General features: G+C 69.0%; 10 protein-coding genes. 6 read left to right on the forward strand and 4 right to left on the reverse strand.

What is annotated here, in order from left to right; translation table 11 throughout:
- Positions 1-193 precede the first annotated feature (193 nt).
- A complete protein-coding gene (locus tag IAE41_RS19350) occupies positions 194-742 on the reverse strand; it encodes a Dps family protein (protein WP_108753905.1) in 549 nt (182 codons plus the stop codon).
- Positions 743-828: 86 nt separating this feature from the next.
- On the opposite strand from IAE41_RS19350, the gene hrpA reads away from it, so the two are divergent.
- The gene (gene hrpA, locus IAE41_RS19355) at positions 829-4,911 is read left to right on the forward strand and encodes an ATP-dependent RNA helicase HrpA (protein WP_200734209.1); all 4,083 of its coding nucleotides are present in this window, start codon (positions 829-831) and stop codon (positions 4,909-4,911) included.
- Positions 4,912-5,005: 94 nt separating this feature from the next.
- Here hrpA and IAE41_RS19360 read toward each other — a convergent pair whose 3' ends face one another.
- From IAE41_RS19360 to pgaC, 3 genes are read right to left on the reverse strand one after another with little or no spacing between them, the layout of a single operon-like run.
- Complete coding sequence (locus IAE41_RS19360) at positions 5,006-5,530, reverse strand: hypothetical protein (protein ID WP_200734210.1); 525 nt, start codon at positions 5,528-5,530, stop codon at positions 5,006-5,008.
- 58 nt (positions 5,531-5,588) lie between these two features.
- On the reverse strand, positions 5,589-6,041 hold the full coding sequence (pgaD, locus tag IAE41_RS19365; protein ID WP_200734211.1) for a poly-beta-1,6-N-acetyl-D-glucosamine biosynthesis protein PgaD: 453 nt from the start codon (positions 6,039-6,041) through the stop codon (positions 5,589-5,591).
- A complete protein-coding gene (pgaC, locus tag IAE41_RS19370; RefSeq protein WP_200734216.1) occupies positions 6,038-7,294 on the reverse strand; it encodes a poly-beta-1,6-N-acetyl-D-glucosamine synthase in 1,257 nt (418 codons plus the stop codon). Before pgaC ends, pgaD begins: the two co-directional genes overlap by 4 nt.
- Before the next feature lie 242 nt (positions 7,295-7,536).
- On the opposite strand from pgaC, the gene IAE41_RS19375 reads away from it, so the two are divergent.
- From IAE41_RS19375 to IAE41_RS19395, 5 genes are all read left to right on the forward strand, one after another.
- Positions 7,537-9,696: a bifunctional (p)ppGpp synthetase/guanosine-3',5'-bis(diphosphate) 3'-pyrophosphohydrolase gene (locus tag IAE41_RS19375; protein WP_174214139.1), complete on the forward strand. Its 2,160-nt coding sequence runs from the start codon at positions 7,537-7,539 to the stop codon at positions 9,694-9,696.
- 30 nt (positions 9,697-9,726) lie between these two features.
- On the forward strand, positions 9,727-11,298 hold the full coding sequence (locus tag IAE41_RS19380; RefSeq protein ID WP_200734212.1) for a hypothetical protein: 1,572 nt from the start codon (positions 9,727-9,729) through the stop codon (positions 11,296-11,298).
- 125 nt (positions 11,299-11,423) lie between these two features.
- Entirely contained in the window at positions 11,424-12,368 is a 945-nt protein-coding gene (locus tag IAE41_RS19385) for a glycosyltransferase family 2 protein (RefSeq protein WP_200734213.1), read from the forward strand.
- Positions 12,369-12,442: 74 nt separating this feature from the next.
- On the forward strand, positions 12,443-14,878 hold the full coding sequence (mrcB, locus tag IAE41_RS19390; RefSeq protein WP_200734214.1) for a penicillin-binding protein 1B: 2,436 nt from the start codon (positions 12,443-12,445) through the stop codon (positions 14,876-14,878).
- A complete protein-coding gene (locus IAE41_RS19395; protein WP_200734215.1) occupies positions 14,878-15,411 on the forward strand; it encodes a hypothetical protein in 534 nt (177 codons plus the stop codon). Before mrcB ends, IAE41_RS19395 begins: the two co-directional genes overlap by 1 nt.
- The last annotated feature ends 92 nt before the right edge of the window (positions 15,412-15,503 follow it).

A 15,503-nucleotide genomic window follows, 5' to 3' on the forward strand; every position in this document is an offset into this window, starting at 1 on the left:
ATTTTTTTCTATTTTCCCCCCCCCCCCCCCCCCCCCCCCGGGGGGCCCCACCCACCTTCAGCAGCAGGTTCCGGCGTCCCCTGCCACCGGACCCACCCCGCCAACCCTCAGGAAACCCAGCTTTTGACGTTGATGTTGACGTTGATTCTGCAGGTGCAGGGCTGCAAGCCCTGCCGACCCCCCCCCTCAACCCTTACTGGAGCAGCGAGCGCAGCATCCAGGCGTATTTCTCGTGGGTCTGCAGGCGCTGGGTCATCAGATCCTCGGTCGGGGCGTCGTCGGCGTCGTCCGCCACATCCAGCACTTCACGCGCCGTACGGCAGACCGCTTCGTTGGCGACCACCAACTGGCGTACCATTTCCCGCCAGTCCGCACTGTCGGTCAGGCCCGGCTCCTCGGCGATCGAGGTCAGCGCAGCAAATTCCCGGTAGGAGCCCGGGGCATTGAAACCCAGCGCACGGATACGCTCGGCCACGTCGTCCAGCGCCGCCCACTGCTCGGTGTACTGCGTCTCGAACATCGTGTGCAGCGAGTTGAACATCGAACCGGTCACGTTCCAGTGGAAGTTGTGGGTCTTCAGGTAGAGCGTGAACGCGTCAGCCTGGAACCGCGACAGACCGTCGGCGATCTTCTTGCGGTTGCCCTGGGTGATCCCGATATCGATGTTGGGTGCCGACGGTGCCGCCGCTGCAAGCTTCTGCTTGCCGGTCTTGGGCTTGGTCGTGCTCTTGGTCTTCGCCATGGGGTTCCTCCTTGTGGAATCGTTGGCCTTCACAGTAAATCAGTCTCGATGACTGGTCGCTTTCAAAGTTTTGAACGAACCGATTGATGAACGCTATCGATAAAAATCCGCCGCCCCGCCTGCGCCAACAGCGCGCCGCCATTGACGGCGCCATGAGCCGCGACCGGGGCCGTTTGCTGGGAATGCTCTCGCGTTGCCAGGCCAAGCCGCAGGATGCGGCGCTGGCCGCTACCTTCGAGCAGGCCTTGCAGGCGTCGGTGCAGCGCCGGCACGTACGGGCGCAACAGCAGCCGGCCATTACTCTGGACCCGCAGCTGCCGATTGCGCGTGAAGCCGAGGCGATCATCGGCCTGATCCGCGACCACCAGGTGGTGGTGATTGCCGGCGAAACCGGCTCGGGCAAGACCACCCAGCTGCCCAAGCTGTGCCTGGCCGCGGGCCGGGGCCAGGCCGGCATGATCGGCTGCACCCAGCCGCGACGGATTGCCGCACGTGCGGTGGCCAGCCGCGTGGCGCAGGAACTGCAGAGCGAACTGGGCCAGCTGGTCGGCTACCAGGTGCGCTTCAACGACAAGGTCAGCGAAGACAGCCGCATCAAGTTCATGACCGACGGCATCCTGCTGGCGGAAATCGCCAGTGACCGCTGGCTGTCGAACTACGACACGATCATCGTCGACGAGGCGCACGAACGCAGCCTCAACATCGACTTCCTGCTGGGCTACCTGAAGCAGCTGCTGCGCAAGCGCCCGGACCTGAAGCTGATCGTCACCTCGGCCACCATCGACACCGAACGCTTCGCCCAGCATTTCGACAATGCGCCGGTGATCAGCGTGGAAGGCCGCACCTTCCCGGTGGAAGTGCGCTACCGCGCGCTGGAAGGCGAGGGCGAAGACCAGGGCGAGCGCACCGTCAACGATGCCATCGTGTCGGCCATCGACGAGATCACCCGCCTGGATTCGCGCGGCGACGTGCTGATCTTCCTGCCCGGCGAACGCGAGATCCGCGACGCGCACCAGTCGCTGGAGCGGCGCAAGTACCGCAACACCGAGGTGCTGCCGCTGTACGCGCGGTTGTCCAACCAGGACCAGGACCGGGTGTTCAACCCCGGCCCGAACCGGCGCATCGTGCTGGCCACGAATGTGGCGGAAACCTCGCTGACGGTGCCGCGCATCCGGTACGTGGTCGACCCGGGCTTTGCCCGCGTCAAGCGCTACAGCCCGCGCAACAAGCTGGACCGCCTGCACATCGAGCCGATCTCGCAGGCCAGCGCCAACCAGCGCAAGGGCCGCTGCGGGCGTATCGCCGAAGGCATCTGCTACCGCCTGTACGGCGAGGCTGATTTCCAGGCGCGGCCGGAGTTCACCGATCCGGAAATCCGCCGCTCCAGCCTGGCCGGGGTGATCCTGCGCATGCTGCAGCTGGGCCTGGGCCGCATCGAGGATTTCCCGTTCCTGGAAGCGCCGGACGAACGTGCGGTGGCCGACGGTTGGCAGCAACTGACCGAGCTGGGCGCGATCGATGCCGAGCGGCGCATGACCACCATCGGCAAGCAGATGGCACGCCTGCCGGTGGACGTGAAGCTGGCGCGCATGCTGGTGGCCGCGCAGGCCGCCGGCTGCCTGCGGCCGATGCTGGTGATCGCCTCGTTCCTGGGCATCCAGGACCCGCGCGAGCGCCCGCCCGAAGCCCGCGGTGCGGCCGACAGCGCGCATGCGCAGTTCGCCGATGGCCGCTCCGAATTCGTCGGCGTGCTGCGGCTGTGGGATGCCTACCGGCAGGCCCATGAAGACCTGACCCAGTCCAAGCTGCGCGACTGGTGCGGGCGCCACTTCCTCGGTTTCCTGCGCATGCGCGAATGGCGCGAGCTGCACCGCCAGCTGCGCCTGCTCTGCGAAGAACTGGGCTGGAAGGAAGAAACCAGCGATGCCTCGATGGCACCGTTGCTGGCCGGCAGCAGTGCGCCGGCGCCGGCGCGTGACGATGCGGCGGCGGTGAAGGCCACCCGTGGCCAGTTGCACCGCGCCGCGCGCCTGGCCCGCGAAGGCAAGGCCGAAGCCGCGCCGGCCCCGGTGGCCGTGCGTGCACAGAAGGAACAGGCCCCCGCCGGGGGCGGTTTCAGCGAACGCGTGCGTGCGGCCGCCTACCAGACGCTGCACCGCGCACTGGTGGCAGGCCTGCCGACGCAGATCGGCCATCGCACCGAGAAGGGCGATTTCCAGGCCCCGCGCCAGCGCCGCTTCCTGCCGTTCCCGGGCTCGACGCTGTCCAAGCGCCCGCCGCCGTGGCTGCTGGTGGCCAACCTGCTGGATACGCAGAAGGTCTGGGGCATGACCCTGGCCGCGATCGAGCCGGACTGGGTGATCGCCGAGCTGCCGCACCTGCTGCTGCGCAAGCACTTCGACCCGCACTGGTCGCGCGCGCAGGGACAGGTGCTGGCCTCCGAGCAGATCAGCCTGTTCGGCCTGGTGCTGGCACCGAAGAAGCCGGTGCACTACGGCCGCATCGAGCCTGGCGAGGCGCATGACATCTTCGTGCGGCAGGCGCTGGTGACCGGCGAGATCAACACCCGCGCCAGCTTCGTGGCCGACAACCAGAAGGTGCTGGAACTGGCCCGCGAGGAAGAGGCCAAGCTGCGCCGTGCCGGCATCGTCGCCGACGAGGACTGGCAGGCGCGCTGGTACCTGGACCGGGTGCCGCCACAGATCCATTCGGCTGCTGGCCTGGATACCTGGTGGAAAGCACTGCCGCCGGAACAGCGCAGGACGCTGCACTGGTCGCTGGTCGACCTGCTGCCCGGCGAAGGCAGCGAGCAGGAGCGTTACCCCAAGTACCTGCCGCTGGGCCAGGCGCGCCTGCCGCTGCATTACCGCTTCGAGCCGGGCGCCGACGACGACGGCGTGACCCTGGATGTGCCGCTGCACCTGCTCAATGCGCTGGACCCGGTGCAGCTGGGCTGGCTGGCGCCGGGCTTCGTGGCCGACAAGGCCTCGGCGCTGATCCGCAGCCTGCCCAAGGCGATGCGCCGCAACTACGTGCCGGCACCGGATTTCGGCCGCGCCTTCTTCGAGGCGTTCCCGCAGCCCAGCGCCGATGCCATCAGCGGTGAACTGGCGCGCTTCCTGTCACGCGCGACCGGCGCGACGGTGACCGCGCTTGATTTCGAGCCTGGTTCGATCGAGCCGCACCTGCACATGAACCTGCGCCTGCGCGATGAGCACGGCAAGGTGCTGGCGACCTCGCGTGACCTCGATGCGCTGCGTGCGACGTTCGGTGGCCGTGCCGGTGATGCCTTCGCTGCGCGGGCTGGCCGCGAGATGGCGGCCGATGGGCTGCGCACGTTCCCGGCCACGCCGATTCCGCTGCAGGTACCGGGTGAAGCCGGCGTGCCGGCCTATCCGGCGCTGCTGGACGAGGGTGACAGCGTGGCGCTGCGCATCTTCGCCGACCGCCAGCAGGCACAGGAGGCCCATCCGCTGGGCGTGCGCCGTCTGCTGGAGATCGCCCTGGCCGAGAAAGTGAAGCAGGCGCGCAAGCAGCTGCCGGTCGCGCCCAAGACCGGCCTGCTGTATGCGGCCATCGAATCACAGGAACGCCTGCGTGGCGACCTCGTTGATGCGGCGATGAACGCCGTGCTGGCCGAAGGGCTGGAGGACATCCGCGACGCGGCTGCCTTCGAGCAGCGTCGCGACCACGCGGCCAAGGCGCTGTTCGGCGAGGCGATGTCGCGGCTGAAACTGGCCGAGACGATCCTGGCCCTGGTGGCGGAGCTGAAGCCGCTGCTGGAAGCACCGCTGATGGGCTGGGCGCGCGGCAACCTGGATGACATGGAAGCGCAGCTGGTGGGCCTGATCCATCCCGGCTTCCTGCGCGATACGCCGGCCGACGCGTTGGCGCAGTACCCGCGCTACCTCAAGGCGATGATCCTGCGCACTGAACGCGCCAAGCGCGATCCGCCACGCGACCAGGCGCGCATGCTGGAACTGACCCCGTTCCTGGATGCGTTGCGTGAAGGCGATGCGCGGGGCCTGCGTGAGCGCCCGCAATGGCAGGCGCTGCGCTGGGACCTGGAAGAGCTGCGGGTATCGCTGTTCGCGCAGGAACTGGGTGCACGTACTGGCATCTCGGCCAAGAAACTGGCACAGCGGGTGACCGCGCTGCGCCAGGCGTGAATCCTGACCTGTAGAGCCGAGCCCACGCTCGGCTGCCTTTCGATGCATCGCAATCAGCCGAGCGTGGGCTCGGCTCTACAGCAAGGTCACGGTGTTATTTGGTGCGGCGCACCTTGGCCTGGGTGTTCACGCCTTCCACCTTCATGTACCACACGCCCATCATGCCGGGCGAGATGCTGACCTTGGGCGACGTGCGGCGCACGCCGCTCAGGCTGGTGGCGTCGGTCTGTTCCCACACCTGGCCGTTGTCCAGGGTGTAGATGCGGCCCTTGCCGAAGCCGCGGAACTCGCCCTGCAGCACGCCGGTGACCGGTTCATTGCTGCCGAAATCGAAGAACCCACGGTTCTTGACGATCACTTCCTGGCGGCCCTCTTCGCGCGCTTCTTCGCGCACGGCGGCCACGGCCTGGGTGGTGGCCGCTTCGACCTTGCCCTGCAGCCAGTGGTTGAGCGTGGCCAGTTCGGCGGCACTGAGCTTGTCCAGGCCGGCGGCCTTGAATTCCTCGTGGCTCATCTGCGTCTGCAGGTCGCCCTCGACAACACGCTGGGCCAGGGCCGGCAACGCGACGGTGCACAGAACGAAAGCAAGGCAGAGCGGGCGCAACAGGCGCAGGGACATGGCGTTTCTCCAGGATGTGGCCCGAGTGTAGAGCAGCCCACGCCAGGCGGCACCTGCCCTACGGCCCGCGTGGTGTCCGCCACGCTTTCACCGGTCGCGCCTGCTCGTCCATGCGTACGGTCACCACCCGGTGCCGGTGCAGGGTATGCATCACCTGGGCGGGGGCCTGCAGCCGTTCCCGCACTGCCGCGTCGGCCACGTCCGAGCGGCGCAGGCGGCGGTCGGCATCGGCGAAACGGGCACGGTTGTACTCGGCCCAGCCGATGAGCAGCAGCCCGCACAGCAGCGCGATGATCGGCAGCGCGGCGAGGATGAATGGGTCGACCGCGTTGCGCTGCAGGTACAGCCGGTCCCAGCCCGCCTGCAGGCCCAGGACCCAGGCGACCAGCGTGACCAGCGGCACCCACAGCCAGGCGTAGGCCGACCACGCCAGCAGGGTGGCTGCGCGCTGCAGGAAGCGCTTCTGGCGCGCCAGCCGCTCGGGCCGGACGATGACAGGTGGTGGCGTCATGAAACCCCCCGATCCGGGCTGATCCAGCGTGCGCGGCGTTGCTGCCGCCAGGAGAGCAAGGTGCGCGGCAGGGCCACCACCGCGGCGGCCATACCGATGGTCCAGAAAGCGAGCGGATACCAGACGACCCAGTAGAACTGGCGCGCCAGGCCGCGTTCGTAGCGGCGTTCGATCAGCAGGCTGGTGCCGAACTGCAGCAGGCACACCAGGGCCAGCACGACGCCGTGCCAGCGCGGCAGCAGCGTATCCACGTAGAGGGCGCGGGGCAGGGGCATCACCTTGCCGAGCAGCCACAGCAGCACGATGACCAGCATGGTGTAGGCCCAGGCCAGGCTCAGGGCGTATTCCAGCAGTACGCCCCACATCCGCCGCCGCCGCCACGACAGCACCCTGCGCCCGTGCTGCAGCAGGACTTCGACGCCGCCGCGTGCCCAGCGCAGGCGCTGCTGCCACAGGCCGCATACGGTTTCAGGCATCAGCACCCAGCTCAGCGCATTGGGTTCGTAGCGGATGTCCCAGCCATCCAGTTGCAGGCGCCAGGAGATGTCGATGTCTTCGGTGACCATGCGGTCGTTCCAGAAGCCCACCCGATGCAGCGCGGTGCGGCGGAACGCGCAGACGGCACCGGACAGGGTGAACAGCCGGCCGTACACGCGCTGGGCGCGCTTGATCAGGCCGATGATGGCCGAGAACTCGCCCACCTGCATGCGGGCCAGCAGGGTGGTGCGGTTGCGTACGCGCGGGTTGCCGGTGACCGCGCCAACCCGCGGCCCATCGATCAGGTGGCCCACCATCCAGCGCGTGGCATGCGGGTCCAGCAGCACATCGGCATCCACGCAGACCAGGTATTCCGAACGCGCGGCCAGTGCACCGATGCGCAGCGCATTGGCCTTGCCCTGGTTCTGTTCCAGGTGCACCACGCGCAGGTTCGGATACTGCGGCAGCAGGCTCTCCAGCAAGGTGGCGCTGTCATCGCTGCTGCCATCGTTGATGGCGATGATTTCCAGCCGCGGGTAGACCTGGGCAGCGATGGCGTGGATCGTGTCTGCGATGTGCCGCGCCTCGTTGAAGCAGGGCACCAGCACGCTGACCGGCGGCTCACTGTGCAGTGGCGGGGGCGCGTCAGGGAGCGGCGCACCACGTTCGCGGCGCAGGTAGTAGTAGATGCCGCCGACCATCCAGAAAAAGGCCATCACGACCGGATAGAAGAAGGCAAAGTTGAACAGCAGCGTGACGAGTGAAACGTTTTCCATCCACGACATCGGCACTCCCCGCAGGCACGCTGCGGCACACCACCGCAGCGGACTCGACCATGCCCAGCGGTTTGTAAACCGAGCGTGGTTGTCTGAACCATCCAGTCAGGAAGCAGGGTGCCGCGCCCGCCGCCATAGGCCTGCGCCGGCATGAACACATGAGCGTCGATGAAGGCGCTGGCGATTGTTCCTGAACGGGCGGAGCGTTACCGTAGAGGCCTCTGTCTTTGATGTCCGATGCTGTGAACCGCGCGTCTGCCCCCGGCCTGGAAGCCTTGTTGAACCGTCCCTCGGCAGCGGTGCTGCCCGCGCCGCTGCGCGAAGCCCTGCTGCAGTGGTGGGACGCTGCCGATACCTCGCACGAGATGCGTGGCAGCAGCCTGTCGATACTGGCCGATACGCTGGACGCACTGGCCCTGCTGTCGGCCGACGAAGGCGCGGTGCTGGCCGCCCTGCTGTTCGACCTGCCGGGCCTGCGCGCGCACCTGGACGCGCTGCCGCTGGGCAGCCACAAGGCCGCGGTGGCCGGCCTGCTGGACGGCCAGGACGCGGCTGATCCGGTCTGGGCACTGCATGCCGGCCGCGAAGCCGGGCGCAACAGCGAAGGCCTGCGCCGGTTGCTGCTGGCCATCATCCACGACCTGCGGGTGGTGCCGATCCTGCTGGCCCGCCAGCTGGCGCGCATGCGTGCGGCCGACAAGCTGGATGAGGAGCAGCGCCGCGCGCTGGCCCAGCTGACCCGTGACATCCATGCCCCGCTGGCCAACCGCCTGGGTATCTGGCAGTTGAAGTGGGAGCTGGAGGACCTGGCGTTCCGTCACCTGGAGCCGGACACCTACCGCCGCATCGCACGCGAAGTGGACGAAACGCGCATCGCCCGCGAACGCTACGTCGAGCACGTCAAGAAGACGCTGTCGCGCGAACTGGCCGCGCAGGGCATCCACGCTGAAGTGAGCGGGCGGCCCAAGCACATCTACAGCATCTGGCGGAAGATGCAGAAGAAGCGGCTGGCCTTCGACCAGCTGTACGACATCCGTGCGGTGCGGGTGATGGTGGACGATGTGGCCGCCTGCTACGCCGCGCTGGGCGTGGTGCACGCACTGTGGGCGCCGGTGCCCAGCGAGTTCGATGACTACATCGCCCGCCCCAAAGCCAACGACTATCGTTCGCTGCATACCGCCGTGGTCGGCCCGGAAGGGCGCACCATTGAAGTGCAGATCCGCACCCATGACATGCACGCGCAGGCCGAGCTGGGCGTGGCCGCGCACTGGAAGTACAAGGAAGGCAGCAAGGGCGCGGAAAAAGCCTTTGATCGCAAGATCACCTGGATGCGGCAGCTGCTGGAGCAGGCGCAGGAAGGGCAGGGCAACGAACTGGCCGGCGCGCTGGATGCCGAGCTGACCGAAGACCGGGTCTACGCGCTGAGCCCCAAGGATGAGGTGCTGGACCTGCCCCAGGGCGCCACACCGCTCGATTTCGCCTACCAGGTGCACACGATGGTGGGCCACCGCTGCCGGGGCGCCAAGGTCAATGGCCGCATCGTGCCGCTCACCTACCGCCTGCGCAGTGGCGACCGCGTGGAGATCCTGACCGGCAAGGAGGCCGATCCCCGCCGTGACTGGCTGATGCCGGCACTGGGCTTCCTGGCCAGCAACCGCTCGCGCGAAAAGGTGCGCAGCTGGTTCCACAAGCTTGACCGTGCACGCAACGTGCAGGCCGGCCGCGAGCTGCTGGAGCGCGAGCTGAAGCGGCTGGGCCTGCAGCATTCAGACCTGGCAGCGGCAGCGAAGAAGTTCCACGCCGACAGCATCGACGACCTGTACATCCAGGTGGCGCTGGGCGATACGGGCCCCAACCAGGTCAGCCGCGCGCTGCTGGAAGCCGAGCGTGCGGCCAGCCAGCCGGCGCCTGCGCCGACCCTGCCGCGGCCGACTGCGCGCCGCGAGAACCTGGGCAATTCCAAGTTCACCGTGCAGGGCGTGGGCAACCTGCTGGTGCAGCTGGCGCGCTGCTGCCAGCCGGTGGCGGGCGAACCCATCGTCGGCTACCTGACCCGTAGCCGGGGTGTCACTGTGCATCGTGCAGACTGCGCGGCGCTGGCACGGCTTGCCGCCGCCAGCCCGCAGCGCATCCTGCCGGTGGAATGGGGCCAGGCCGGCGGCGGCTACGAAGTGGACGTGGTGGTCAGCGCGGTCGACCGCCGCTGGCTGCTGAAGGACATCACCAACCTGATCGCACAGGAAGACGCGTACGTGCTCGACATCCACAGCGACAACGTGCGCAACAGCGGCCGCGCGCACCTGCGCCTGCGCCTGAAGGTGACCGATTACGGCCAGCTGTCGAACCTGCTGGGCAAGCTGGATGCCCTGCCGGGCGTAAGCGAGGCGCGTCGTCTGGGCTGAGCTTCACGCTGCCCCGACTACCCTGCACGCATGGAACGCGAGCCCCTGCATCGCCGCCACGGCGCCGACCACCCCGCGCTGGACCGCGTTCGCCGCGAGGGGCGCTGGTGGTGGCTGCAGGCGCGCCATGCGCGCCGGGTCTGGCGCTGGGCACTGCTGGCGGCGGTGCTGGTGTTCGTGGCGCTGGTGCTGCTGCGCAGGCCGCTGGCGGACTGGTTCTGGGACGAACCGCAGATCGAACAGCTGCTGGCCGAGGGCGACCGCGCGCTGGCCGCGGGGCGCTTGAGCGCCGACGACGGCAGCGGCGCACGCGAACGCTACCAGGCCGCGCTGGCCCTCGATGGCGACCGCCTGCAGGCGCGACAGGGCCTGGCACGCACGGGGGCGGCGGCATTGCGGCAGGCCGGCGAGCGGCTGCAGGCCGATGACCTGGACGGCAGTGCAAAGGCGCTCGCCCTGGCCCGCGACCTGCAGGTGCCGCAGGGCCAGGCCGATGCCGTGGCGCAGCAGCTGCAGGCACGGCGCAGTGCAGGTGCCGGTATCGGCGCATTGCTGGCACAGGCGCGCAATGCCTTCGCGGCCGGCCGCCTGGATGACGGCGACAGCAGCGCACTGCCGTTGTTCCAGCGCATCCTGGCCCTGCAGCCGGACAACCTGCCGGCGCTGGAAGGGCGCGAGGACGCGCTGAGTGACCTGCTGCAGCGCGCACGGGCGCTGGCCGCACGCGGCGAGCTGGCACAGGCCGCGGCGCTGCTGCAGCGCGCGCGCCAGTTTGATGCCGGGCACAGCGATCTGCCGGCCAGCCAGGAAGCGCTGGCACGTGCGCTGGACCAGCGCCTGCGGCAGGGCCAGCGCGCGCTGAAACAGCAGAAGCTGGAGGCCGCGGCCGACGCCTTCGAGGCGGTGCTGGCGGTGGCGGCCGATGATCCCAATGCGCTGCGCGGCCGCGAGCAGAGTGCGCAGGCACTGCTGGCGCGCAGCCAGCGCCACGCTGCCGATTTCCAGTTCGAAGCGGCCGAGGCCGACCGTGCGCGGGCCGCTGCACTGGGCGCATCGCAGGCGGCCCTGCAGCAGGCCGCGCAGCGCATCCAGCGTGCGCAGCAGGCCCGGCAGGCGCAGCAGCAACCCACCTTGAGCGCGGCCCAGCGCGAGCGGCAGCTGCGCGACCGCCTGCGCCAGATCGACCGCGCCGAACGCGAAGGACGCTGGATCAGCCCGCCCGGGCACAGCGCGTTCGACGCACTGCGCGAGGCGCAGTCACTGGCCCCGCGCGATGCCCGCGTCAGGGCGGCCGCTGCGCGCCTGTTGCCGGCCAGCCGGCAGTGTTTCGATGACAACCTGCGGCAGAACCGGGTACAGGCTGCGGGCGCCTGCCTGCAGGCGTGGCAGACGCTGGCGCCGACCGCACCGGGCCTGCCGTCGGCCCGGGTGCGGCTGGCGCAGCGCTGGCTGGCCATCGGCAGCGAGCGCCTGGGCCGCGGCGACGTGGCCTTCGCCGAGGCCGCCGTGGCCCAGGTGCGCCAGCTGCAGCCGGACCTGCCGGAACTGGACGCGTTCGAGCAGCGCCTGCGGCAGGTGGGAGCGGAATCCTGGCGGCGTTGACCCTGCGCCGTGGAGGGGAGTCGGGTATAGTCCAGCGGCTCCAACTTCCCCCGTCTGGCCATGTTTCGCATAGCGTTCAAAGCAACTGCCGGCTGGAGCATGGTGCCGGCGATGCGGTGGGCCCGATGATCCAGCAATCACCCGCGTGCCTGTCCGCCACCGACGCGTCCCGCGTCTGTGCAGTGATCGTCACCTACGGACCGGACCCGGTGCTGTTGCAGCGCGTGGTCGACAGCGTGCTGCAGCAGGTCGGCCATCTGGTCGTGTTCGATAATGGCAGTGGCGATGTCGATGTCACCGCGATCCTGGGCGACAGGGCCGGCGTCACCCTGGTGGCTTCGCCCCGCAACGTGGGGCTCGGCTGCGCGCTGAACCGCGCGTACGAAACGGCCGACGCACTGGGTTTCGACCACGTGCTGTTGATGGACCAGGACAGTGTGCTGGCGCCAGGCATGGTCGATGTGTTGTGGACGGCGCTGGTCGAGCTGGCGCAGGACGGGCCGGTGGCTGCGGTCGGGCCGCAGTTCCGCGATTCACGCAGTGGCGTGCTGGCACCGTTCGTGCGTTTCGGCTTCCCGCTCAACCACAAGCTGCGCGGTGGGCAGGGGCAGCGCGTGTCGTGCGACTTCCTCATCACCTCCGGCTCGCTGGTGCCGATGAAGGCGCTGCAGGCCATCGGCCCGATGGACGAGGGGCTGTTCATCGACAACCTCGACATGGACTGGTGTTTCCGCGCCAAGCGCGCCGGCTATGCGCTGTACGGCATCTGCGACGCGCAGATGAGCCACAGCATCGGCGAGGAACTGCTGCCTTCGCGCGCGAAGGCGGACGGGGTGATCGTGCACAAGCCGTTCCGGCTGTACTTCATCATGCGCAACCGGGTGCTGCTGTACGCCCGCGCCTACACCCCGCGTGTATGGATCGCCCAGGACATTCCGCGGCTGCTGCTGAAGCTGGTGGGCAATGGCCTGTTCCTGGCCCCGCGCCGGGTTCGACTGCGGTTCATGTTGAAGGGCCTGTGGGACGGCGTGCGGGGCGTGACGGGCGGGCTGCCACCGGGCAGTCGCTGAACAGGCCCAATAGCAGACCTTTCCTGCGGGAAGGGCTGGGGTAGACTCGCCTGACCCTACATTCCCGCATTCCCGTGCCCCGACGCTACGATTCCGACGACATCGACGATTCCGACGACGACCTGCAGGACTCCGGACCGCTGTGGCGCCGCCGGCTGATCACCTGGACCATGGCGGCAGTCGCGCTGGGACTGGGTTTCCTGATCCCCTATACGCTGTACCTGAATCAACAGGTCACCCAGCGTTTCGGCGAGCTGCGCTGGCAGATTCCGACCCGTGTCTACGCGCGCCCGCTGGTGCTGGTGCCCGGCAAGGCCATGGACGCGGCCACGCTGAAGACCGAACTGGCCGCCTCGGCCTACCGTGATGATGGACAGGGCAAGGACCCGGCCACCTACGCGGTGCAGGGCGGGCGCTTCACCATCTCCAGCCGCGGCTACAACGATGTCGATGGCCACGTCGCCGCCAAGCGGGTGGAACTGTCGCTGTCCGGTGGCAGCATCGGCTCGCTGCGTGATGCCGATTCGCGCAAGGCGCTGAAAGCGGCCCGCCTCGATCCGGCGCGCATCGCCACGCTGTACGGGCAGAAGCAGGAAGAGCGCCGCCTGATCCGCATGAACGAAGCGCCGGACCTGCTGGTGACCGGCCTGCAGGCGGTGGAGGACAAGGACTTCAACCGCCATCACGGCATCGACCTGTCCGGCATCGCGCGTGCGGTGTGGGTGACCATCCGTTCCGGTGGCCAGAGCCGCCAGGGCGCATCCACGCTGACCCAGCAGCTTGCCCGCAGCGGCCTGCTCGGCATCGGCAAGGAGCAGACCCTCACCCGCAAGTTCAATGAAGTGCTGTATGCGCTGATCATGGAAGCGCGCTACGACAAGCGCACCATTTTCGAGGCGTACCTGAACCAGGTGTACCTGGGCCAGCGCGGCAGCCAGGCGATCCACGGCATGTCTTCCGGCGCCGAGTTCTGGTTCGGCCGCGACCTGTCCTCGCTGGACACCGAGCACATCGCGCTGCTGATCGGCCTGGTCAAGGGCCCGTCCTACTACGACCCGCGACGCAACCCGGAACGGGCGACCGACCGCCGCAACTTCGTGCTGGGCAAGCTGCACGAAGCAACGCTGATCGATGACGCCGAGTACCAGCGTGCGCTGAAGGCGCCGCTGGGCGTGCCCAAGAGCCCGGGCCTGGTGGCGGCCAACCGCTTCCCGGCCTACGTCGACCTGGTGCGGCGCCAGCTCGGCCATGACTACCCCGAATCGGCCCTGCAGGGCGCCGGCCTGAGCGTGATGTCCGGTATGTCGCCGTCCGCGCAGGCCTACGCCGAAGGCGCGGTGACCCGCACCATCAAGTCGCTGGAAAGCAAGCGTCGCCCCGAGCTGCAGGCCGGCCTGGTGATGACCGACGTGCACAACGGCGACGTGGTGGCGGTGATCGGCAGCCGCGAGGTATCCGAAGTCGGCTTCAACCGCGCGATCGAGGCACAGCGCCCGGTGGGCTCGCTGCTGAAGCCGTTCGTGTACCTGCTGGCCCTGGCCCAGCCCAACCGCTATTCGCTGGCCAGCTGGGTGGACGATTCGCCGGTGACGGTGCAGCTCGGCCGTGGCCGCAACTGGAGCCCGGGCAACGCGGACAACCGCAGCCACGGCACGGTGCGCCTGATCGATGCGCTGGCCCATTCCTACAACCAGGCCACGGTGCGCGTGGGCATGGACGTGGGCCCGGAGCGGGTGACCCAGCTGATCCACGTGCTGGCCGGCATCAAGGCCGATCCCAATCCGGCGGTGATCCTCGGCTCGACCGACCAGAGCCCGTACGCGATGGCCCAGCTGTACCAGTTCCTGGCCTCCGGCGGCGAGATCCAGCCGCTGCATGCCGTGCGTGGCGTGCTTGATCCGCAGGGCAAGCTGCTCAAGCGCTACGACAAGACCCCGGCACCGGCCCAGGAAGGCGATTCGATTGCCGCCAACCTGATCAGCATCGGCCTGCAGCAGGTGGTGGCCAGCGGCACCGCGCAGCGCCTGAACGCCGATGGCCTGGGCCGCCTGCAGCCGGCCGGCAAGACCGGTACCACCAACGATGGCCGCGACAGCTGGTATGCCGGTTACACCGGTGACCACCTGGCGGTGATCTGGATGGGCAACGACCAGAACGAGCAGGCTGGCCTGTACGGCGCCACCGGCTCGATGCGGGTCTGGTCGGGCATCTTCCAGCGCCTGCCGAGTGCGCCGCTGAAGGTCAGCAACAAGGGCCTGGACTGGCAGTCGGTGGCTGGCACCGGTACCAACAGCACCGATGAAGGTTGCCCCGACGCCCGTCGTTTCCCGTTCGTGGTCGGCTACGCGCCGGCCTACGCGCCCTGCGCCCCGGCCGCATTGCCGGAGGAGCAGGGAGGCGAGAGCGAAGGCGGCGGCTGGCGCAGCTGGTTCGGCCTGGACCGCAAGCAGGAACCGCCGGCCGAGCCGGCGGCAGCGCCTGCCACCGCCACTCCTCCTCCCAGCCGGTGATGCCGATGACCCTTCGTTCCCTGTATCCGCTGCTGGCCGTGACCGGCCTGAGCCTGGCGCTGGCCGCCTGCGTGAGCAGCCCGCCGCCGGCCGCCAAGCCGGTGGCCACGACCACGCCGGCGCAGCGCCTGGCCGCCGTGGAAGCGGCAGCGGGCCCGGACGACAAGGAACTGTCGGTGCAGCCGCTGCGTGATCCGCAGGTGGAAGACCTGCGCCAGACCGCGCTGGCCCAGCGCCAGGGCAACGACCTGGCAGCGGCCGCGGGCAGCCTGGACCAGGCCTTGCAGATCGTGGCCGGCGACCCGGCGGTGTTGCAGGAACGCGCGGAGATCGCGCTGCTGCAGGGCCAGTGGGCCGAGGCGGAGGCTTTCGCGCGCAAGGCGGTGGACCTGGGGTCGAAGACGGGCCCGCTGTGCCGCCGGCACTGGGCGACGATCGAGCAGTCGCGCCTGGCGCGCGGCGAGAAGGAGAATGCGGTGTCGGCGCATTCGCAGATTGAAGGGTGCACGGTGCCGGGGATCAAGCGGTACTGAGTTTCCAGCCAACGGCGCAGCCCCTCGTGGCTGGCCGGTCGGTAGAGTCGACTGTTAGTCGACTGGCCTTGCGAGGTGGGCCGGGCGGGTGG

It is taken from the genome of Stenotrophomonas sp. S39 (assembly GCF_016624665.1).
Taxonomy (GTDB): domain Bacteria; phylum Pseudomonadota; class Gammaproteobacteria; order Xanthomonadales; family Xanthomonadaceae; genus Stenotrophomonas.

Bases quoted from the DNA above. Each gene is read 5' to 3' on its own strand.
- IAE41_RS19385 (WP_200734213.1), top strand. From the start codon at position 11,424: ATGATCCAGCAATCACCCGCGTGCCTGTCCGCCACCGACGCGTCCCGC.
- IAE41_RS19360 (WP_200734210.1), bottom strand. From the start codon at position 5,530: ATGTCCCTGCGCCTGTTGCGCCCGCTCTGCCTTGCTTTCGTTCTGTGC.
- IAE41_RS19380 (WP_200734212.1), top strand. From the start codon at position 9,727: ATGGAACGCGAGCCCCTGCATCGCCGCCACGGCGCCGACCACCCCGCG.
- hrpA (WP_200734209.1), top strand. From the start codon at position 829: ATGAACGCTATCGATAAAAATCCGCCGCCCCGCCTGCGCCAACAGCGC.
- IAE41_RS19395 (WP_200734215.1), top strand. From the start codon at position 14,878: ATGCCGATGACCCTTCGTTCCCTGTATCCGCTGCTGGCCGTGACCGGC.
- IAE41_RS19350 (WP_108753905.1), bottom strand. From the start codon at position 742: ATGGCGAAGACCAAGAGCACGACCAAGCCCAAGACCGGCAAGCAGAAG.
- pgaC (WP_200734216.1), bottom strand. From the start codon at position 7,294: ATGGAAAACGTTTCACTCGTCACGCTGCTGTTCAACTTTGCCTTCTTC.
- pgaD (WP_200734211.1), bottom strand. From the start codon at position 6,041: ATGACGCCACCACCTGTCATCGTCCGGCCCGAGCGGCTGGCGCGCCAG.